Source organism: Micromonospora lacuserhaii, assembly GCF_036902735.1.
GTDB lineage: Bacteria > Actinomycetota > Actinomycetes > Mycobacteriales > Micromonosporaceae > Micromonospora.
The window spans coordinates 1-20,360 of the sequence record NZ_JBAKHO010000048.1 but is presented as its reverse complement, the minus strand read 5'-3'; the positions used below and the strand labels follow the sequence as shown (position 1 = coordinate 20,360).

The 20,360-nt window shown below is 75.1% G+C and carries 18 protein-coding genes and 1 pseudogene; 13 read left to right on the top strand and 6 right to left on the bottom strand.

Annotated features, from left to right (window positions below; genetic code table 11):
* Nucleotides 1–21 precede the first annotated feature (21 nt).
* Nucleotides 22–861 carry a hypothetical protein gene (locus tag V6U81_RS23485; protein ID WP_334492187.1) on the bottom strand — a complete coding sequence of 280 codons (840 nt, stop codon included), beginning with the start codon at nucleotides 859–861 and terminating at the stop codon, nucleotides 22–24.
* Nucleotides 862–994: 133 nt separating this feature from the next.
* On the opposite strand from V6U81_RS23485, the gene V6U81_RS23480 reads away from it, so the two are divergent.
* From V6U81_RS23480 to V6U81_RS23470, 3 genes are read left to right on the top strand one after another with little or no spacing between them, the layout of a single operon-like run.
* Nucleotides 995–2,146 (top strand): sensor histidine kinase, encoded by a 1,152-nt coding sequence (locus V6U81_RS23480; protein ID WP_334492185.1) that lies wholly within the window; start codon nucleotides 995–997, stop codon nucleotides 2,144–2,146.
* Nucleotides 2,143–2,748, top strand: a complete 606-nt coding sequence (locus V6U81_RS23475; protein ID WP_334492182.1) for a response regulator transcription factor — start codon at nucleotides 2,143–2,145, stop codon at nucleotides 2,746–2,748. The genes V6U81_RS23480 and V6U81_RS23475 overlap by 4 nt, the downstream gene beginning before the upstream one ends.
* An 18-nt stretch (nucleotides 2,749–2,766) precedes the next feature.
* On the top strand, nucleotides 2,767–3,291 hold the full coding sequence (locus tag V6U81_RS23470) for a 2'-5' RNA ligase family protein (RefSeq protein WP_334492180.1): 525 nt from the start codon (nucleotides 2,767–2,769) through the stop codon (nucleotides 3,289–3,291).
* 69 nt (nucleotides 3,292–3,360) lie between these two features.
* Here the strand turns inward: V6U81_RS23470 and V6U81_RS23465 are convergent, their stop codons facing one another.
* Nucleotides 3,361–5,589, bottom strand: coding sequence for a glycoside hydrolase family 43 protein (locus tag V6U81_RS23465; RefSeq protein ID WP_334492178.1), 2,229 nt, complete (start codon nucleotides 5,587–5,589; stop codon nucleotides 3,361–3,363).
* A gap of 134 nt (nucleotides 5,590–5,723) precedes the next feature.
* Between V6U81_RS23465 and V6U81_RS23460 the strand changes: the two genes are divergently transcribed.
* The 6 genes from V6U81_RS23460 (at nucleotide 5,724) to V6U81_RS23435 (ending at nucleotide 11,812) form a co-directional block, all read left to right on the top strand.
* On the top strand, nucleotides 5,724–6,461 hold the full coding sequence (locus tag V6U81_RS23460) for an ArsR/SmtB family transcription factor (RefSeq protein ID WP_334492176.1): 738 nt from the start codon (nucleotides 5,724–5,726) through the stop codon (nucleotides 6,459–6,461).
* Between the two features lie 76 nt (nucleotides 6,462–6,537).
* Nucleotides 6,538–7,461: a cytochrome P450 family protein gene (locus tag V6U81_RS23455; RefSeq protein WP_334492174.1), complete on the top strand. Its 924-nt coding sequence runs from the start codon at nucleotides 6,538–6,540 to the stop codon at nucleotides 7,459–7,461.
* Entirely contained in the window at nucleotides 7,458–8,261 is an 804-nt protein-coding gene (locus V6U81_RS23450; protein ID WP_334492172.1) for an isocitrate lyase/PEP mutase family protein, read from the top strand. Before V6U81_RS23455 ends, V6U81_RS23450 begins: the two co-directional genes overlap by 4 nt.
* Nucleotides 8,262–8,352: 91 nt before the next feature.
* The gene (locus V6U81_RS23445; RefSeq protein ID WP_334492170.1) at nucleotides 8,353–9,321 is read left to right on the top strand and encodes a DUF5715 family protein; all 969 of its coding nucleotides are present in this window, start codon (nucleotides 8,353–8,355) and stop codon (nucleotides 9,319–9,321) included.
* A 5-nt stretch (nucleotides 9,322–9,326) separates the two neighbouring features.
* Entirely contained in the window at nucleotides 9,327–10,928 is a 1,602-nt protein-coding gene (locus V6U81_RS23440; RefSeq protein WP_334492168.1) for an asparagine synthetase B family protein, read from the top strand.
* Nucleotides 10,929–10,984: 56 nt separating this feature from the next.
* Complete coding sequence (locus tag V6U81_RS23435; protein WP_334492165.1) at nucleotides 10,985–11,812, top strand: MerR family transcriptional regulator; 828 nt, start codon at nucleotides 10,985–10,987, stop codon at nucleotides 11,810–11,812.
* A 192-nt stretch (nucleotides 11,813–12,004) separates the two neighbouring features.
* On the opposite strand, the gene V6U81_RS23430 is transcribed toward V6U81_RS23435, so the two are convergent.
* Nucleotides 12,005–12,226, bottom strand: coding sequence for a DUF2188 domain-containing protein (locus tag V6U81_RS23430; protein ID WP_334492163.1), 222 nt, complete (start codon nucleotides 12,224–12,226; stop codon nucleotides 12,005–12,007).
* A 117-nt stretch (nucleotides 12,227–12,343) separates the two neighbouring features.
* On the opposite strand from V6U81_RS23430, the gene V6U81_RS23425 reads away from it, so the two are divergent.
* Nucleotides 12,344–13,342 carry a carcinine hydrolase/isopenicillin-N N-acyltransferase family protein gene (locus V6U81_RS23425; RefSeq protein ID WP_334492161.1) on the top strand — a complete coding sequence of 333 codons (999 nt, stop codon included), beginning with the start codon at nucleotides 12,344–12,346 and terminating at the stop codon, nucleotides 13,340–13,342.
* Between the two features lie 57 nt (nucleotides 13,343–13,399).
* On the opposite strand, the gene V6U81_RS23420 is transcribed toward V6U81_RS23425, so the two are convergent.
* Nucleotides 13,400–14,848, bottom strand: a complete 1,449-nt coding sequence (locus tag V6U81_RS23420) for an LVIVD repeat-containing protein (protein ID WP_334492159.1) — start codon at nucleotides 14,846–14,848, stop codon at nucleotides 13,400–13,402.
* Nucleotides 14,849–14,987: 139 nt separating this feature from the next.
* On the opposite strand from V6U81_RS23420, the gene V6U81_RS23415 reads away from it, so the two are divergent.
* Entirely contained in the window at nucleotides 14,988–15,662 is a 675-nt protein-coding gene (locus V6U81_RS23415) for a DUF305 domain-containing protein (RefSeq protein WP_334492157.1), read from the top strand.
* On the opposite strand, the pseudogene V6U81_RS23405 reads toward V6U81_RS23415, so the two are convergent.
* Nucleotides 15,659–16,920 (bottom strand): annotated as a pseudogene (locus V6U81_RS23405) (nucleotide sugar dehydrogenase). The gene V6U81_RS23415 and the pseudogene V6U81_RS23405 sit on opposite strands and share 4 nt — an antisense overlap.
* 105 nt (nucleotides 16,921–17,025) lie before the next feature.
* Complete coding sequence (locus V6U81_RS23400; protein WP_334492149.1) at nucleotides 17,026–18,420, bottom strand: serine/threonine-protein kinase; 1,395 nt, start codon at nucleotides 18,418–18,420, stop codon at nucleotides 17,026–17,028.
* Between the two features lie 533 nt (nucleotides 18,421–18,953).
* Between V6U81_RS23400 and V6U81_RS23395 the strand changes: the two genes are divergently transcribed.
* Together V6U81_RS23395 and V6U81_RS23390 are read left to right on the top strand one after the other, a co-directional pair.
* Nucleotides 18,954–19,595, top strand: coding sequence for an RNA polymerase sigma factor (locus V6U81_RS23395; protein ID WP_334492147.1), 642 nt, complete (start codon nucleotides 18,954–18,956; stop codon nucleotides 19,593–19,595).
* Between the two features lie 16 nt (nucleotides 19,596–19,611).
* Nucleotides 19,612–20,360, top strand: a 749-nt coding sequence (locus tag V6U81_RS23390) for a hypothetical protein (RefSeq protein ID WP_334492145.1), incomplete at its 3' end; no start/stop codon positions are given.

Genomic DNA, 20,360 nt, shown 5'->3' with positions numbered 1-20,360 from the left:
CAACCGTCGCCCACGCCACCCTCACCCGACGATGGCGAGCACCGTGGTGACGCCCAGGACCACGTCCAGCACCCCGCACCACTCGGCGTATCCGCGCGGCACCACCGTGCCCCGGCGGTGGTGGGCCACGTCCCAGCCGGCGTGCCCGAGCCAGCCCGCCGCCACCAGCCAGCGCCCCGGGCCGTCGCCGGCGACCGCGGCCAGGCCGGCCAGCGCGGACCAGCCGGCCAGGCCGGCCAGCTGGGTCCGCAACAACCCGGGGGTACGCCACTGTCGGCGCAGCGTGCCGATCAGCAGGTAGCCGGCGGGCAACCCGAGCAGGGCCCACGGCGGGAAGATCACCGGGGCGACCCAGTTGTCGACCGTCATCAGCAGGGCCAGCCCGGTGGGCCAGCGGCGGACGACCGCGGCGACCGCCGGGCGCCGGACCGGCCGCACCAGGTGGTGGTGCCGGTGCCGCACCGCCACCAGCACCATCGCCGGGACCATCAGCAGGTGGCCGCCGAGCATCAGGGCCTCCCCGCCGAGCAGCCCGGCGGCGTAGGGCGCCAGCAGCACCAGGAACGGGACGTACATGGCGGCGACCATCTCCGCGGTCGCCCGGTTCCCGTGCCCGCGGTGCCACATCCACGCCGCCATCCCGATCGACATGTCGGTGGCCATCACCAGTGCGGCCACCGCCGGGCGGTCCAGCGTGCCGGAGAGCCCCAGCGCCGCGCCGGCCACCCGCCAGAGGGGCCCGAGCAGCAGCATCCCGACCAGCATGGCCACGGTCATCTCGGCCAGGTGCCGCAGTAGCCGGCGCCCGGGGCGGTCCGCGGAGGCCGGCGGGGACGAGGGTACGGAGAGCGTTTCAGTCATGCCCCGACCCTGCCGCCCGGCGGCGCGCCCGGACAGGTGCGATCCTCACGATCGAGGCATGCGGAATCCACGCCGGTGCCGTGACATTCCGCAGGGGTGGCCCGTCGCGGCACGGGCCCTAGGATCGGCGGACATGACGGTCGGCGCGGCGGAGGTGGACCGGCGGCTGCGGCGGGCACGGCAGCTGACCCTGGTGTCCCTGGTCGCCGGCCTCTGGACCAGCCTCGTGCTACCCGGTGTCGGGCTGGTCCGGGAGACCGACCCGGCCCTGGTGGTGTGCGGCACCGCCGGCATCGCCGCCTTCGTCGTCGCGCAGACCGCCGTCTCGTACGCGGCCGTGACGCCCTGGCTGGCCCCGGCCTGGCGGCACCGGTCCCACCTCGGCCTCGGCGTCGCCGCGGTGGCGAGCCTGCCGCTGGTCGGGCCGGTGGCAGCCGGCACCTGGCCGACCTGGGCCTGGCTGGGCGCGTCACTGGTCGGGATGGCCCCGCTGCTGCTCCGGCCGGTGCCCGCGCTCGCCGCGGCCGCGACGACCGTCGCCGCCTCCGGCGCGGTGGCCTTCTGGGCCGGCGGCCAGGTCGGCCGCCATCTGATCATCACGGGTGGGATCGGCGCCTCGATCGCGGTGGTGAACCGGTTGCAGCTGTGGTTCTGGGACGTGCTGGTCGAGGCCCGGCAGGGGCAGGCGGCCCGGGCCCGGCTGGCCGCGGCCGAGGAGCGGCTGCGCTTCGCCCGGGACGTGCACGACCTGCTCGGACAGGACCTCACCGTGATCGCGTTGAAGGCGGAGCTGGCGGCCCGACTCGCGGCGGTGGACGCCGTGGGAGCCGGCCGTGCGGCGGCCGAGGCGCAACGGCTCGCCGGGTCCGCGCTGCACCGGGTCCGCGAAGCCGTGCACGGCTACCGCGCGGTCGACCTGACCGAGCAGCTCGCCGCGCTGGCCGAGGTGCTCCGCTCGTGCGGCGTGCGGTGCACCGTCGTACCGCTGGACGAGGAGCTGCCCGCCCCCGTCGCCACGGAGCTGGCGGCGGTGCTGCGGGAGGCGGGGACGAACGTGCTGCGGCACAGCCGGGCGGGCTGGTGCCGGATCGAGATGACCCGGGAGGGTGGCGTGGCCACGATGACGATCCGCAACGACGGGGCCGGCGACGGCTCCGGCGCCGACGCCCACAGCCACGGACTGCGCGGTCTGGCCGAGCGGCTGGGCGCGGTCGGCGGCACGGTTCGTGCCGGTCGGGACGGTGAGGTCTTCACCCTCACCGCGACCGCGCCGGTCGCCTCGTGATCCGGGTGCTGCTCGCCGACGACGAGGAGTTGATCCGGCAGGCCCTCGCCGCGCTGCTGGCCCTGGAGCCGGACCTGGAGGTGGTGGCCCAGGCCGGCGACGGGCGGGCGGCGCTGGACGCGGCGCGGGCCCACCGCCCGCACGTCGCCGTGGTCGACCTGGAGATGCCGCCGCCCGGCGGCATCGCGCTCGCCGCCGAGTTGGGGCGGGCGCTGCCGGGCTGCGCGGTGGTGATCCTGACCGGCCACGGCCGCCCCGGCCACCTGCGCCGGGCGCTGACCGCCGGTGCCCGCGGCTTCCTGGCCAAGGGCGCCCCGGGCGGGGCGCTCGCCGACGTGATCCGCCGGGTCCACGCCGGAGCCCGGTACGTCGACCCGACGCTGGCCGCCGACGCGCTGACCCAGCCGGACTGTCCGCTCACCCCGCGGGAGCTGGAGACCCTGCGGCTGGCCGAGTACGGCACCCCGGTGGCGGTGATCGCCCGGCGTACCGGTCTGGCCGCCGGTACGGTCCGCAACCACCTGACGGCGTGCGTGCAGAAGATGGGGGCGGCCGACCGGGCCGAGGCGGTCCGGATCGCCCGGGCGGCGGGCTGGCTGTGAGCGGTTAGCCTGGCGGTCGTGCGTACGGTCGAACTGCTCTGCTCCCCGTCGCTGGAGCGGACCGTCCGCGCCGCCTGGGACCGGCTGGCCGCCGCCGGCCTGCCCAGCCTGGCCCGCAACACCCACCCGACCAACCGGCCGCACCTGACGGTGGCCTCGGTCGAGGAGTTCCCGCCGGGCGCGGCCGCACGCCTCGCCGACCTCCTCGACGCGGCCCTGCCGCTGCCGGTACGCCTCGACCGGGTCGCGGTGCTCGACGGCAGCGCGCCGCTGGTCTGGCTGGTCCGGCCGACACCGGAGCTGACCGCGCTGCACGCCGCCGTCTGGGACGTCCTCGCCGACGCCGACGGGCAGAACCCGTGGCACGCGCCGGGACGGTGGATCCCGCATCTGAGCCTGGCGCTGCGGTTCCGGGACAACGACCGGCGGTTGGCGCGGGCCGTCGCGGGTGGCGACCGGCCGGCGGGGGAGTTCGTCGCGGCGCGCAGCTACGACGGCGAGACCCGGACCGTGAGCCGGCTCGGCGGCACCCCCGCACCCTGACGCCGCGCCGCCGCCCACCCCTGGGGGTGAGCGGCGGCGGGTGGCCGCCCGACGTGGCGGCCGGGTGGATCAGCGGTAGAAGCGGAGGTAGTCGAACTCCGCGGTCACCGGCGGCTGGGCGCCGCCGTGCGCGACCAGACCGATCCGCGGGGTGGTGTCGGCCGGGAAGGTCCACACCCCGCCCCACGTCCAGCTCTTCCCGTCCCGGCTGGAGCCGGCCCGGAACTCGTGCTCGCCGGTGGTCGGGTCGACCCGGTGCGCCAGCCGCAGCCAGGTGGTGGTGGCCGGGGGGCCGACGATGTTGCCGCCGTAGACGGGCTGACCGGCGAAGGGCAGCTCGTAGCCGTACTCGACCTGGCGGGTGTTCCAGATGGCCACCTGGGCCAGCCGGGCGAACCGGTCGTCGTCGACGTACGCGACCAGCCCGGCCTGCTGGTAGTTGCGGACCGTCTCCTCGCCCAGGTCCAGGGTCACCTTCGTCTCGACCACGTAGTCGCCGGTCGGGGCGTCGCGCAGCAGCACTCCGGCGGTGTTGCCGGTGCCGGTCAGGTCGGCGCCCTGCACCGGCCAGCGCAGCGCGCCGCCCGAGACGCCGGCCGCCGGGTCCTCCCGGACCCACCGCCAGGCCGCGTCGAGGCCGTCGGTGAAGTCGTCGGAGTACGCCGGCAGGAGCGCGCCGACCCGGGGCCCGGCCGTCGCCTGCCGTACCGGCCGGTACAGCCGGGCGACGCTGACGTTGTCGAACTCGGCGTCGCCACCGGTGGCGGCGAGGGTGAGCCGGCCGACCACCGGCCGGTCCAGCCGCAGCGACACCGTGGCGAGCTGGTCGCCGAGCCGCGCCGGGCTCAGTTCGGCGACGAGCTGCCGTCCCCGGATCTCCACGGCCAGGTTGTGCCGGTCGGCGGGGGTGAACCCGGCCGGCAGCGGGGCGCTGGCGCTGCGGCCGCCCTGCTCCCGGGCCACCAGCCGGCCGGCGGCGGCGTCGACCCGGACGTCGACCCGGTCCAGGGTGAGCCCGGCCGAGGTCGCGCCGGTGAGCCGCAGGTCGGCCTCCGCGCGGACGTCGCCGCCGGTCACCGTACGGCTGGTGAGCGCGCCGGTGCCGGTGAGCCGGCCGTCGGTGACCCGCCAGCCGCCGGTGTCTCCCCGCCAGCCGGTGAGCGCGGCGGAGTCGAAGCGGGCGTCGAGGCGGGCGGTGGTGACCGGCGCGGGGCGGGCGCCCTCGGACGGCCCGGCGCCGGCGTTGACGGTGGGCCAGCCCTCGACCCAGTCCAGCCGGTCGATCAGCATCGGCCGCTCGTTGATGCCGAAGGGCTCGTCCAGGTACGGGTCGGCCCGGTCGATCGCGTGGTAGACGATCCAGTCCTGCCCGGACAGGTCGGTGAGGAAGCCGTTGTGCCCGGTGCCGATCCAGCGGTTGCCGTTCTGGGTGAGCACCGGGGTGCCGCCGGCCCGCGACGCGGTGAGCGGCACGCCGTCCCGGTCGAGGAACGGCCCGCGCGGGCTGCTCGATCGTCCGACGTGGACGGAGTAGCCGGTGGCCGGGCCGGCGCAGCAGTTCGCGGTGGAGGCGAGGAGGTAGTACCAGCCGTCGTGGCGCAGCACGTAGCTGCCCTCGAACTTGTTGTCGATGGCGACCAGGGTGGGCGTGCCGACCGCGCGCAGCCCGTCGGCGGAGAGCTCGGTGACCGAGATGCCGCCGTAGTAGCTGCCGTAGTACAGGTACCTGGTGCCGTCGACGTCGGTGAACTGGGACGGGTCGATGGTCCAGAGCCAGCCGCCGCCGCCACCGGGGCGGGGGGCCACGACCGGCTGGTCGGCGAAGGTCCAGGGCCCGGCGGGGGTGGGCGCGGTGGCGGCGCCGATCGCGAAGTCGCTGCCCTCGGGCGAGACGGTGGTGTCGGTGACGGTCACGTACATGACCCAGTGGTCGCCGACCCGGCGGACGTCGGGGGCCCAGAAGGCCGCGCCGGGGGCGGCGTAGGCGGGGCGCTGGTCGGGGCCGAACGCGTCACCGAGGAACGTCCAGTCGACCAGCTCCGCCGAGCGGGCGGTGGGCACCCGGTGGAACTGCTTCTCGCCCTCACGGAGCGGGTCGGTGGTGCCGTAGGCGTACCAGAAGCCGTCGTCGCCGCGGACGACGACGGGGTCGGCGAAGGTGTCGGCGAACCCGGCGGAGACCGGGTTCCGGTATCGGGTGGTGGCGTCGGGCCCGGCGGCGGCCGGCGCGGACGCCGTCGCTGCCAGCAGCAGACCGAGTACGACGGCGAGCGCGCCGCCGCGGCGGAGATGACCCATCAGACCTGCCTCGGGTGGTGTCGGTTGGGCGGTGGTGCGTCATTCCGTCCGTTTCTACAACGATGGATACAACGTTGTAAAGAGTTCGACACCGATGGGTCACCCCCGCACCGACGCCGTGCGACGATTCCCGGGTGACCGAAGCCGCCCCCGACGGCCGACGGCTGGCCGACCTCGCCGCCCTGCTCGCCGACAACACCCGGGCCAGTTTCTGCCTGGCCCTGCTCGACGGTCGCGCCTGGACGGCCGGGGAACTGGCGCGCGGCGCCGGGGTGGCCGCCTCCACCGCCAGCGACCATCTCACCCGGCTGGTCCGCGGCGGGCTGCTGGTCGAGGAGCGCCAGGGGCGGCACCGCTACGTCCGGCTGGCCGGCCCGGCGGTGGCGCAGCTGATCGAGGACCTGGCCGGGCATGCGCCGGCCAGCCCCCGTTCGGCCCGCTCGCTGCGCGCCGTCACCGCCGACGCGGCGCTCGCCCACGCCCGTACCTGCTACGACCACCTGGCCGGGCGGCTCGGCGTCCGGCTGCGCGACACGCTGCTGGCCCGCGGCCTGCTCGGCCAGGCCGACGGCCTGGCGCTGACCCCGGCCGGGCGGGAGTGGCTGGCCGAGTTCGGCGTGGCGCCCGTCCCGCCGCGCAGCCGGCGGCCGCTGGTGCGCGACTGCCTGGACTGGACCGAACGTCGCCCGCACCTGGCCGGCGCGCTCGGTGCGGCCCTCTGCCAGCGCTTCGCCGAGCTGGGCTGGACCAGCCCGGGCGCCGGGCGTGCCGTCCGGGTCACCCCGGCCGGGCTGGCCGGGTTCGGCGGCCTCGGCCTACGCCCGGACGAGCTGGTGCCGGCCCGCCGCGACGGCGGCGGCGGCCGCGCCTGAGCCGGCCCGGGCACCGCCCCGAGGCGCGGGCACACTTCGGCCGGGAGCGAAGCGATCCGCCCCTAGCGTGCGACGGGTGACCGACCTGTCCAGCCTGATCGCCCCCGCCCCCGGCACGCCACCGTGCCGGCCACCGACCCGCGACGCCGACGGCGTCTGGCTGGTGACCCGGCACGCCGAGGTGCGCGCCGTGCTCACCGACCCCGCCTTCGGGGTCCCCGAGGCGCCGCCCGGACCGCCCGGCACCCTCGCCTGGTTCCGGGGAAACGTCGCCCGGTTCAGCTCCCCTCGGCAGCACCCGGGGCGGCGGGCCCTCGCCGTGGCCACCCTGGCCGGCCTCGACCCGGATCTGCTGCGCCGGGACGCCGCCCGGCTCACCGCCACCCTGTACCCGCCCGCGACGGTCGCCCCCACCGCCGGGGGAGCGGTCGCCGGTCCGCCGGACGTCGCGGGCGCGCCGGCCCGGGGCGTACCCGTGCGGGTGCTGGCGGGGCGACTCGGGCTGGCCGGCCCGGACGAGGCGGCCGTCCGGCGCGCCGACGAGGCGGTGGCGGCGCTGGTGGCGATGTCGCCGCCCGGCCCGCCCGACGCCGTGGCGAACCGGATCGGCCTGCTGGTCCAGGCCTGCGCCGCCACCGATTCGCTGATCGTCACCGCCGCCCGGTACGCCGCCACGCTGCCGGCGTCGGTGCCCACCGAGGTGCTGCTGGCCGAGGTGCTCCGCCTCGACCCACCGGTACGGGCGACCCGCCGCGTCGCGGGCGCCGGTGCCGCGGTGGCCGGACATCCGGTTCCGGCGGGTGCCACCGTGCTGCTCCGGTTCGACGCCGCGAACCGGGACCCGGCGTGCCCTTCCGGCCCGGACGGTTCGGTGCGGCCGACGTCCTTCGGCGTCGGCGCGCACCGCTGCCCCGGCGAGCGGCATGCCCTCGCCCTGGCCGCCGGCGTCGTGGACGTGCTGCGCGCGGCCCCCTGCCCGATGGCGGGGAGGACCCGATGACCCGGAGCGCCGCGTTCCGCGCCCTGCACCGCCCCGGCCGGCCGCTGCTGCTGCCGAACGCCTGGGACCACGCCTCCGGCGCCGTGCTCGCCAACGCCGGACATCCCGCGATCGGCACCACCAGCCTGGGCGTGGCCGCCGCCGGCGGGAAACCGGACGCGGCGGCGGCCACCGCGCCCGAGACGCTGCGGCTCGCGGCGCTGCTCGTCCGGCTGCCGGTGCTGGTGACGGTCGACGTCGAGGCGGGCTTCAGCGACGACCCGGACGAGGTGGCGTCCTACGTCGCCGAGTTGGCCGGGCTGGGCGTGGTCGGGATCAACCTGGAGGACGGCCGACCCGACGGCACGCTGGCCGACCCGGCACTGGTGGCCGCGAAGATCGAGGCGGTCAAGGCCCGGGTGCCGGACCTCTTCGTCAACGCCCGCACCGACGCCTGGTGGCTCGGCCTGCCGGAACCGCTGGCGGAGGCGCTGCCCCGCGCCCGGGCCTGGCGCCGGGCCGGCGCGGACGGCCTCTTCGTCCCGGGCGTCACCGACCCGGATGCCGTCCGGGCCCTGACGGCGGGGACCGACGCGCCGCTCAACGTGCTGTACCGGCCCGGCGGCCCGGGGCTGGACGCCCTCGGCCGGCTCGGGGTGGCCCGGGTCAGCACCGGCTCGCTGCTGTTCCGCGCCGCGCTCGCCGCGGTGCTCCGGACCGCCGCGGCGGCGCGCGACGGCGGAGAGCCGGACCCGGCCGTGCCGTACGCCGAGGTACAGCGGCTGAGCGAGGGCGCGATCGGGGAAAGTGGTCGCCCTTAGAGGTAGATGGGAGGATTGCTCGCTCTTTGCCTGTTCCGGGTGCTTACGGTCGGTTCGACCGCAGGGTGTCGTACCGGGAGAGGACCCGATCATGCGCGTGCCCAGCCGAAGCTCCGGCCAGCACACCGGCCCGTCCGTCGCCTCGCCCGCGCCCGCCCGCCGGTCGCCCGCCCGCGGTACGGCCCGGCCCCCGGCCCCCGCCGCCCCCGACCTGACCGCCTACCGGCAGGCGGTCGCGGAGCTGCTGGTCGAGGTCGGCGCGCTCGCCGACGCGACCTCCGCCCCGGCCCGCCAGGTCCTGCTCGACCAGCGCCTGCGCGAACCCGCCATCGCCGTGGTGCTCGACGCCACCTCGCAGGGATTCATCGGCGCCCGCGAGACCCTGCTGCTGGAGATCGCCCGCTACCAGCCCAACGGGCGCACCTCGGCGAGCGACCTGACCGCGCTGGTCCGGATCTACCTGCTCTCCCGGATCGACGTGATGTGGTGGCGCGACGCGCCCACCTTCCTCACCGACGAGCAGGTCCACGCCCACCCCGACCTGGTCGACCTGGAGTGGCTGCGGCGGCGCGGCCTGATCGGCTTCCGCTACCGGGAACAACCCGCGACGGTGGTCGGCCGGGGCCTGCGGGCGATGCACCGCCGGCTGCGACCGGACGCCAGCCCGCGTACCGCCGGGCTGAAGTTCCGCCGGGCCCGGCGCGAGGTCGTGGCACTGCTGAACGACCTCGCCCGCGAGTTCGACCGGGCCACTCCGGCGGCCACCCCGCCGCTCTGGGTGACCAGCCTGGTCCGCAGCGCCGAGCACCAGCACCAGCTGCGCCGCCTCGGGTACGCGGCGATGGTCCCCAGCGGCCACTGCCTCGGCTGGGCCGTCGACGTGGAGATGGACTGGTTCGACCGGTTCGGCGCGCGGGACACCCTCGCCGGGATCCTGCTCGCCCGGCAGGCCGCCGGCGAGCTGAACGTGATCGACGAGGGTCAGGCCTGGCACGTCTGCCTCGCGCCCGGCGCCCGCGCCCGGCTGCGCGCGGCGTACGAGGCCGAGATGGGGGCCTGAGGGCGATGTGCGGCATCGCGCTCAGCGTCGGCCCGGAGGCCGATCCGGCGATCTTCCGCGGGATGCTCGCCGCCCTCGCGACCCGCGGCGAGGTGACCGAGACCCGGCAGGAGGCCGGCCTGCTCACCGGCGTACGACGGCTGCGGATCGTGGACCGGGAACGGGCCGTACAGCCGTGGACCTCGCCCGACGGGCGCCACGTCCTCTGCTACAACGGCGAGGTCTTCAACCACCACGAACTGCGGCGGGAGCTGGCCCGGGACGGGTACCCCTTCGTCAGCGAGAGCGACACCGAGGTGGTGCTCGCGGCCTTCCTGCGCTGGGGCGAGGAGGCCGTGCACCGGCTGCGCGGGGAGTGGGCCCTCGCCCTGGTCGAGCGGGCCACCGGCCGGGTCTACCTGGCCCGCGACCCGCTCGGGGTCAAGCCGCTCTACTGGGCCCGGACGCCGGGCTGCCTGCACGTCGCGTCGGAGGTCAAGGCGCTGGTCGGCCAGCACGTGCCGATCGGCGAGGTGCCGCCCGGCCACCACGGCTGGGCCGACCCGGACGGCCGGGTGCGGCTGCGGCCGTACCTGGACCTGCTCACCCTCGGCGACGGACTGCCGATCATCGACGACCCGGACGAGGCTGCCCTGCTCGTCCGCGTCGCGCTCACCGACAGCATCCGGATGCGGGTGGACACCGACCTCACCGTCGGGGTGGTGCTCTCCGGCGGGCTGGACAGCTCGCTCGCCCTGCTGCACGTGCGCGACATGCACCCGGACTGTGTGGCGGTGACCGTCGGCGTGCCGGACAGCCCCGACGTCGCGTACGCCCGGCGGCTCGCCGCCGACCTCGGCGTGCCGCACGAGGTGGTGGAGCTGCGCCCGCGCGACGTCCGGCTGACCGACGTGCGGGAGGCGATCCGGATCTCCGAGTTGACCGAGTACGGCGACATCATCAACGCGGTGGTCTCCGTGCCGATCTTCCGCCGGCTGCGCGAGCTCGGGATCAAGGTGGTGCTCACCGGCGACGGCTCCGACGAGCTGTTCGGCGGGTACCCGATGTACCACCAGGTCGGGCCGGCGCACGCCCGGCGGCTCGTCCTCCACAAGATCCGCAACCTCTGCCGGACGGAGTTGCAACGGGTCGACCGGGCCAGCATGGGCCACGGGGTGGAGGCGCGGGTGCCCTTCCTCGACCTCAGCGTGGTGGAACTGGCGATGCGGCTGCCGCTCGACGTCAAGCTCCGCGAGGGTCAGGAGAAGTGGATCGTCCGGCGCGCCTTCGCCGACGTGCTGCCGGACTACATCCGGCGCCGGCCGAAGAACCCCATGTCGTACTCGTCCGGCCTGCACGAGCGGGCCCGCCTCTACAAGCCGTTCTTCGCCCGGCTGCACCGGTCGTTCGGCTACGACCTGCTGGAGCCGGTCCGTCGGGACTTCGACACCGTGCTGACCCGCTGCGGCAACGACCTGGACGCCGCGATCGCCGACGGGCTGGCCCGCCCGGACTACACCGTGCTGGAACACGCGCGGGACCTGGTCGGCGCGGCGAGGTGGAACGCCGCGCCACTGGTCCGCCGGCTGGTCGGGCCGCGCCCGCACCGGCGCGCGCCGGTGCGGTGAGCGTGGCTCCCCGCGCTTGACTCTGACACCGTGTCAGGGCCGACCGTGGAGGGACCATGTTCACCATCGGAGACTTCGCCAGACTCGGCCGGGTGTCGGTGCGGATGTTGCGCCACTACGACGCCATCGGGCTGCTGCGTCCCGCCACCGTCGACCCGCGCAGCGGGTACCGGTACTACCGCGCCGAGCAGCTGCGCCGGCTCGGTCAGCTGCTCGCCCTCAAGGAACTGGGTCTCACCCTGGCCCAGGTCCGGGCGGTCCTCGACGACACCGTCGACGCCGTTGGGCTGCGCGGCATGCTGATGTTGCGGCGCGCGCAGCTGCAGGAGCAGGTGGCGGCGGACACCGCCCGGCTGGCCGTGATCACGGCGCGGCTCCGAATGATCGACTCGGAGGGTCGGATGACCAGCGAGAACGTCGTACTGAAGGAACTTTCGCCGGTGCGGGTCGCGGAGCTGACCGGGATCGCCCGCAGCTACGCGCCCACGGACATCAGCCCGGTGATCCAGCCGCTCTATCCGGAGCTGATCCGCCGGCTCGAGGTGGTTCAGCTGCGCCCGAGCGGCCCCGGGCTCGCCTGGTACGAGCCGGTGGAGGGAGACGACGACGCGATCCTGGTGCACGCCGGCGTCACCGTCGATGCCGATCCGGGACCGACTGGCGACGTCGCCGTCGTGGCGCTGCCGGCGGTCCCGGCCGCCGCGACGATCGTGCACCACGGGTCGATGGACGAGGTGGAGCCGACCCTGCTGGCGCTCGCCGCCTGGATCGAGGAGAACGGCTGGCGGGCCGCCGGCTTCGCCCGCGAGCTCTACCTGGACTACTCGCCGGAGGCGCCGGAGAAGGGCGTCACCGAGTTGCAGATCCCGGTGGTCCGTCCCTGACCGCCGGGGGGGTCTGTCCCTGTCGGACAGCCGGTGACGGGACGGTGCGGATCGTCGGCGTGCGGGACGGCGCGCCGCGGTAGCCGGACGCCTGCCCGGCTGGCCGCGCAGCCCCTCTTCACGCCGGCGGCGGCCTGCGGGAACCGCCCGCGAACGGGTGGTTCCGGCAGGCCGCCGGAGGAGTGGTGCCGCTCAGCCCGCGGGCGGGAACGGGTCGTTCTTGTACGTGTACTCGGTCTCGATCTTCCCGTCGGCGGTGTGCACGACGAGCTGGCTCGGCTCGTTGGCGTGGGCCACCTTGCGCCCCTCCTCGACCGCCGTGTGCTTCGTGTCGTACGAGCCGACGGTCTTGGAGCCCTGCTCGACCTTCCAGCCGCCGCCGGCCGGGACCACGTGGTATTCGGTGCGCTTCATGTGTCGCCTTCCTCTCGTTCGTCCGGATCTCAGATACCCATGCGCCGGAACCGGAAAACCGACACCGGTGCCGCTCGGTGGACAACCGTCGATGCGATGCCCTAACGTCCAGGGGATATGCGGAGGACTCTCCTCGGGGCCGGGACGGCCCTGCTGCTGCTCACCACCGGCTGCGCCGGCGTCGATCCGGCGCCGTCGCCGGTGGCCTCCGCCGGGGCGCCGACCGCCTCCCGGCAGGACCCGGACCAGGTGGCCCGGACGCTGGCCAGCCTGCGCAGGGTCGACGACCTGCCGCTGTACGAGATGACCTACGTCGGCGGGTACGACCCGACGGTCGGCACCGACGCCACGCCGCAGGCGAGCCCGTTCGGCTGTTCGCTCTTCGCCGCCTCCGGCGACCCGGCCCGGCCGCTGTTCGCCCGCAACTTCGACTGGGACGCCAACCCCGCGATGGTGCTGCGCACCGACCCGCCCGACGGGTACGCCACGGTGTCGCTGGTCGACCTGTCGTACCTCGGGGTGGGGCCCGACCCGACCGGCGACCGGCGGCTGCTCAACGCGCCGCTGCTGCCCTTCGACGGGATGAACGAGCGCGGGCTGGCCGTGGGCCTGGCCGCCGACGACGGGGCGAGGGCGACCCCGGTGCCGGGCCGCCCGACGGTCGGCTCGGTGCGCATCCTGCGCCTGGTGCTCGACCGGGCCGCGAGCGTCGACGAGGCGGTGGCGCTGTTCGGTCGCTACAACCTCGACTTCGACGGCGGGCCGGCGCTGCACTACCTGCTCGCCGACGCGGCCGGCCGGTCGGCGGTGGTCGAGTTCGTCGACGGGACCATGCGGGTGCGCCGCGGCGAGGGGCGCTGGCAGGCGCTGACCAACGTGCCGGTGGTCGGCGTGCCGGAGGAGAAGCTCCGCGACGACCACCGCTACGGCGTCATCGCCGCCGCCCTGGAGCGGGCCGGCGCGGTGGTGGACGCCCCCGCGGCGCTGCGGATCCTCGACCAGGTGCGGCAGGGGCACACCCGCTGGTCGGTGACGTACGGGCTGCGCAGCGGCGAGGTCCGGGTGATGCCGGCCAGCGGTGGCGGCGAGCGCCGCTACCAGCTGTCGGTGAGCTGACCGGCGTACGCGCAAGGGCCCGGCCCCCGACGGGGACCGGGCCCTTCCGACGTGGCCCTACCAGCTCAGGTAGCCGGCCTGGGTCTGCACGTTCAGCTCGCGGAACCGGACCAGGTTCGCCGACCAGGTCCGCCAGTCGTTGAGCTCCAGCACGTCCAGGCCCTTCTGGATGTCGCTGGAGTAGATGTGCCCGTTGTAGTAGTACGTCGACCAGGCGCCGCCGACGGCGAGCTGGGTGTCCGACAGCGGGCCCCGCTCCCAGAACCCGATCTCCTTCGGCTTGGCCGAGTCAGTGAAGTCCCAGACCGAGACGCCGCCCTGGTACCACGCCTGGACCATGATGTCGTGGCCGAGCACCGGGATCAGCGAGCCGTTGTGCGCCACGCAGTTCTCGGTGTCCGCGTTGACTCGGGGGATCTTGAAGTAGCTGCGGAAGACCATCGTCCGGGCGTCACCGTGGCCGGTGATGTCGTAGATGGCGTCCGCGCCGCGGTTCGGCCCGACCGTCTCGTTGCAGGTGGCCGCGCCGCCGCCGCCGAGCTCGTCGGTGAAGACCACCTTCGTGCCGGTGTTGTTGAACGTGACCGAGTGCCAGAAGGCGAAGTTCACCGTGTCCCGCACCCGGTTGATCACCCGGGGCGCCTCCCGGTCGGAGATGTCCATCAGGATGCCGTCGCCCATGCAGGCGCCGGCGGCCAGGTCCTTGGCCGGGTACGCGGTGATGTCGTGGCAGCCGGTGGTGGCCGAGGTCTGGCCCGGGATGCCCCCGTACCCGCCGTCCGGGAAGAGGTTCGGGGTGGCCACCACGGCCGCGGCGGTCGGGTCCTGCACCGGCACCTTGACGATGGAGATGGAGTCGTGCGGCGGCTGGCAGTCCGGGAACTCGGCCCGCGGGCTGTACGACGAGACGTACAGGTAGACCGAGCGGCGGTCCTTCGCCGGGACCAGCGTGTGGGTGTGCGAGCCGCAGTCGGTCTCCACCGACTTGACGTAGCGCGGGTTGGCCTTGTCGCTGATGTCGAAGACCTTGATGCCCTCCCACGACTCCTTCACCGAGGCCGGCTGCGCGACGCTGCTGCAGGAGTCGTCGGTGCGGGAGGAGTCGGTGGAGAGGAAGAGCAGGTTGCCGTAGATGGAGATGTCGTTCTGCGACCCGGGGCAGAGCACCTGGGACACGATGGTCGGGGCGCTCGGCTTGCCGATGTCGTAGATGACGAAGCCGTTGTAGTTGCCGACGAAGGCGTACCGGCCCTGGAAGGCCATGTCGGTGCCGAGGGAGGCCGGGGTGTCGAACGGCGCCTGCTTCGGCAGGTTGGCGATCTGGCGCAGGTTGGGGCTGCTGGAGATCTCGTCGACGCCGAGCCCGGCGGTCGTGGCGGGCGCCGCCGCCGGGGTTTCCGCGGCGTTGCTCGCCGGGGCGGTGGCGACGGAGGCGACCAGCAGGCCGGCCGCCGCCAGGCTGACGATCTTCAACTGCCGTCGTCGGGGCAGGGTGAATTTGATCATCGGCACGACCCTTCGAAAGGGGATGATGATTCAGGACACCTTACCGAGCGATGAGACTCATCGATGTGATCCCGGTCACATCTACGACCTCTCATCAATGGATAGGATCGCTGCGACCTCGACCGGGAGGGGGAGTCGCATGACCGCCCGACGTGGACGGATCCTGCTCGTCGTCACAGTCACGGCCGTACTTCTCGGAGCCCTCGGATGGGTGCTGCGGGCCGCCGACGAGCCGGAGCCGGTCGCAACCGCGGCCACCGCGACGGCCACCGCCGCGGCCGGCGACCCGACGGTCATCGTGCCCGGCCGGCCCGGGGAGTCCGCAGTGGCCCGCCCCGCCGGCGAGGTCCGCGACGCCGCCCCGCCGAGGTACAACACGCTCGACGTGTGGTTCGTCCGGATGATGATCCCGCACCACCAGCAGGCGCTGGAGATGGCCGCACTCGCCCCCGACCGGGCGGGCAGCCCTCGGATCACGGCGGTGGCCGACCGGATCCGGGCCGCCCAGGACCCGGAGATCGGCCTGATGCGCGGCTGGCTCGACACCCGCGGCCTGCCGGCGGAGGTCGCCGGCCACGACCACGGCACCATGCGCGGCATGCAGTCGCCGGAGGCGGTCCGCCGGCTGGCCGACGCCCGGGGCGCCGAGTTCGACCGGCTCTTCGTGTCGATGATGACCGCGCACCACGAGGGCGCCGTGGCGATGGCCACCGATCTGCTGAAGGTCGGCGTCGACCAGCAGCTCAACGAGTTCGCCACCTCGGTCGCCACCGAGCAGTCCGTCGAGATCGACCGGATGCGCGCGCTGCTCTAGAGCCGTTCCACCACCGCGCCGGTGCACCGGTTGCGGGCGTCGAAGACGTACCGGGCGTGCCGGCTGACCAGTTCGTAGTCGAAGCTGTCGTGGTCGGTCACCACCACCACGGCGTCGGCGGCGGTGATCTCCCGTTCGGTCAGCTCCACCACGGTCACCCCGCCCGAATGTGCTGCGGCTCGGCGTACGGCTCGACCGCCCGCACGTCGGCGCCGAGGGCCTGGAGCCGCCGGGCCACGTCGACCGCGGGGGAGTCCCGCATGTCCCCGGTGTTCCGCTTGTACGCCAACCCGAGCAGCAGCAGCCGGGCGCCGTTGACCGAGCGGCCGGCCCGGTTCAACCCGCCCGTCACCCGCTGGGCCACGTGCTCCGGCATCTGGTGGTTGATGTCGTCGGCCAGCTCGATGAACCGGAACTGCCGGCCCAGCGTGCGGCGGACCTGCCAGGAGAGGTAGCACGGGTCGATGGGCAGGCAGTGCCCGCCCACGCCCGGCCCGGGCCGGAACGGCATGAACCCGAACGGCTTCGTCGCGGCCGCGTCGATGGCCTGCCACACGTCGATCCCCAGGTGGTGGGAGACCATCGCCAGCTCGTTGATGAGGGCGATGTTGACCTGGCGGAAGGTGTTCTCGATCAGCTTGGTCAGCTCGGCCACCCGGGTCGAGTCCACCGGCACGGTGCGTTCCACCAGGCGGCGGTAGAAGTCGTCCACCCGGTCCCGCGACGTCGCGTCCACCCCGGAGACCACCTTCGGGGTGTTCTCCAGCCGCCAGCTCGGGTTGCCCGGGTCGATCCGTTCCGGGCTGTAGCCGAGGTGGAAGTCGCCGGGGCTGCGCAGCCCACTGGCCGACTCGAGCAGTGGGCGGAGCAGGTCCTCCGTGGTCCCCGGGTACGTCGTCGACTCCAGCACCACGGTGCAGCCGGGGCGGACGTACCGGCCGATGCCGACGCCGGCCTGCTCGACGTAGCTGAGGTCGGGGGTGCCGTCCCGCAGCGGGGTGGGGACGGTGATGACGCAGATGTCGAAGCCCTCGGCGTCGGTGTACTCGGTGCTGGGCCGGTACCGCCCGCCGGCCAGCGCCCGGCCCAGTCGGTCGGCGGGGATGTCCTCCACGAAGGACTCGCCGGAGGCGAGCCGCTTCACCCGGTCGGAGTCGACGTCGAGGCCGACCACGTCGAGGCCCGCCTCGACGGCGCGCATGGCGAGTGGCAGGCCGACGTACCCCTGGCCGATGACAACGAGCTTTTCCACGTTCACCCGGGCTCCCCTGACAGATGAAGTACCTGCCGGGGAGCTTAATGGGCTGTTTGTGGCTGTAAGTCCGTTTTGGTGTTCCTGGGGCCCGTGGTGTCGCGGGCCGCGTCAGCCGCCGACGGGCGGCGGTTCTCCGCCGCCCGCTGGCGGCTCGGTCGTGGTGGGCGGCGGGTCCACCGGCGCCGACGTGGTCGTCGTCGGGTCGGTCGGCGCCGACGTGGTGGTCGTCGGGTCCGCCGGGGTGGTCGGCGGCGCGGTGGTCGGCAGCGGCACGGCAGAACCGCTGGGCTGCGGCGATCGGGTCACCGAGGGGGTCGCCGACGGCCGGGTCGTCGAGTTCCAGGTCCGGTTCGGCCGGTTCGGCTCCGAGGAGGTCGTCTCGTCGCTGACCACCGGCTGGTTCACTGCCCCCCCGCTCGGCACGGCCGCCGGCGGGGTGCTCTTGATGTTGGTCGCCCCGCTGCCGTCGGTGTCCCTGGCCGCGCCGAGCGCCGCGCCGAGCGCGGTGAGCGCCACCAGGACCGCCGCGAGCGCCCCCACCAGGGAGCCCCGCCGGCCGCGCCGGCGCGTCGTGGCTGCCGCCACCGGCACCGCCGTGAGGTCGTCCCGGGTGTTGGCCGAGAGCGACGCGCCGCGCAGCGGGGGCACCGGCACGGCGGTGGTCACCGCGGTGCCGTCACCCAGCGCGGTACGGGCCGTCGCGGCCATCTCCGCGCCGGTGGCGAAGCGATCCGCGGGATCCTTGGCCAAGGCCCGCGCCACCAGGGCGCGCACCGGGGCCGGGATCTCCGCCGGCAGCTCCGGCGGCTCGTCGTCGAGGTGGCGCACAGCGACCTGGAGCGGGTTGTCGCCGGTGAACGGGGGCCCGCCGGTGAGGCAGCAGTAGGCCACCGCGCCGAGGGCGTAGATGTCCGTGGCGGCCGAGACGGGCCGGCCGGAGGCCTGCTCCGGCGCCATGTAGAGCGCGGTGCCGGGGACGGCGTTGGTGCTGGTGATGCTGGTGACGTTGGTGGACCGGGCGACGCCGAAGTCCACCAGGACCACCGTGCCGTCCTCCTGCACGAGCAGGTTGGACGGCTTGACGTCGCGGTGCACGATCCCGCCGGCGTGCGCCGCGTGCAGAGCCTGGGCGGCCTGGGCGACGATCGACATCGTCTCGGTCACGTCGAGCCGGCCGGCCGCCTCGATCCGGCGCGACAGCGGCTCGCCCTCGACGAACTCCATGACCAGGTAGTCGGCCCGGCCGCCGTCGGCGAGGTCGTCCTCGCCGCAGTCGAAGACCTGGACGATGCCGGGGTGCCGCAGGGCGGCCATGATCCGCGCCTCGGCGCGGAAGCGGGCGATGAAGTCCGGGTCGGAGACCAGCGCGGGCAGCAGCACCTTCACCGCGACGCGACGGCCCAGCACCAGGTCGGTGCCACGCCAGACGTCGCCCATGCCGCCGGTGGCGACACGTTCGTCCAGGCGGTAGCGACCGCTGAGCACGACCTCGGATGACAGCACCTCAATACCGTACCCAGAGACGGACTGTCCGGCAGACGGCGATATCCCGACGGTCGATTCCGATCCACCGTCCTGCCGGGGCGATCCGGACGTCCGGTGACGATTCACGGACCCCGGGTGACGGCGGGCCGGCCGGAAACGCCGTACGCTCAGCGCAGCGCCACCGTTCGGGGTCGGTTCGTTCCCGGCGGGGCGTCCCAGGAGTGCTTTCCGTTACACCGAGCCCCGGCGTGTCGTGGTTGATGTTTCTCACTCTTTTCTTGTTCAACGGCAACTTGTCCGCCCGTGCGTCCGCTCCTACCGTTAGCGCGACTCGGGCCTGCCCACGGTGGTGCCGGTACGGCGGGCGGACATCGCTGGCCGTACTGTCACGGCGGTGTCCAGACATGTCGCCCAGGGCCGCTTCGGCGCCGGGCGCGATCGGGTCAGCGGGGGGCTGATGGTGCGCGATGGGGTCCGGTTCTCGGGCCGGAGGTGCGTCCCGCGCCGCCGACCGGGGACCACACGGGCCGGACGGCGGGAACGGCGGAGCCATGACCGGTGAGCTGACCGAGGCGGTCGCCGCCGCGCAGGCCGGCGACGAGGAGGCGTTCCGCTTTCTCTACCGCAGCCTCCAGCCCGGTCTGCTGCGGTACCTCACCGCGCTGGTCGGCGCCGACGCCGAGGACGTCGCCTCGGAGACCTGGCTGCAGATCTCCCGGGACCTGCCGAGCTTCACCGGCGGCGAGTTCCGGGCCTGGACAGTCACCATCGCCCGGAACCGGGCCATGGACCACCTGCGCCGGCAGCGCCGCCGACCGTCGCTGCCGGTGCCCGTGCAGGCGCTGAGCGAACTGGCCGGCGACGCCGACACCGCCGAACGGGCCGGTGAGACGATCGGGACCGAGTCCGCCCTGGCGCTGATCGCGACGCTCCCGCCGCGCGAGGCCGAGGCGGTGCTGCTGCGGGCGGTGATCGGGTTGGACGCGGAGACCGCCGGCCGGGTGCTCGGGCGGCGGCCCGGCGCCGTCCGGACGGCCGCCCACCGCGGGCTGCGCCGGCTGGCCGCGCTGCTGGACCGCCAGGAGCTTTCCCAGTCGTCGGACGGCGACCGGCGCACCAGCCCGCCCCGCCCGCGTCATGCTCGGGACCGGCAGGCGCCGAGCCCGACGCGGGCCGAGCCGGCGGACGGATGACGTGAGGGGAAACGGAATGAACTTCCGTCGGTCCGAGGGGCCCGACCGGCCCGCCGACCGGGCCGAGTCAGAGCGGCTGCTCGACGCGGCCCGCGCCGGCTCGCCCCCGGCGCAAGCCGACCCGCTCGCCCGGCTGCTCTCCGCGGCGTCGGCTCCGGCCCGCCCCGGCGAGCTGGCCGGCGAGCAGGACGCGCTGGCTGCCTTCCGGGCCGCCCGCACGGCCCGGGCCACGGCGCCGGCGACGGCACCGCGACGGCGGCGTGGCGTGACGACCGGGGTGGTGGCCTGGGTCGCCGGGATCGCCGCCACCGCCACCGCGGGCGCCGCCTTCGCCGCGGCTGCCCTCGACCGTCCCGCCGAACCGGAGCGCTCGTCCCGCCCGTCCGCGCCCGCGCCCAGCTCCGCGGGTGGCGAGCGGGGCGGTGCCTCCTCGCCCACCGGCACCTCCGGCACGCCGGGCGCGCTGCCGTCCTCCGGCACCAGCAGCGGGACGCCGGGCGGCCCGGGGCGCTCCGCCGAGGCCGGGCGGCTGGCCGGGCAGTGCCGGGCGTACCTGGCCAGGTCCGAGAGCCAGCGGGCCAGGGCGCTGGAGAGCCCCGGGTACGCCGACCTGGTGGCCGCGGCGGGCGGCGCCGGTCAGGTGACCGCGTACTGCGAACGGCTGCTGCCGGCCCGCGAATCGGCGGCGCCCTCCCCGCCCCGGGCCTCCCGCACGGCGCCCGCCCCGGCCCGGCCCACCCCCGCCGGGCCCGCCGCCGTCGTGCC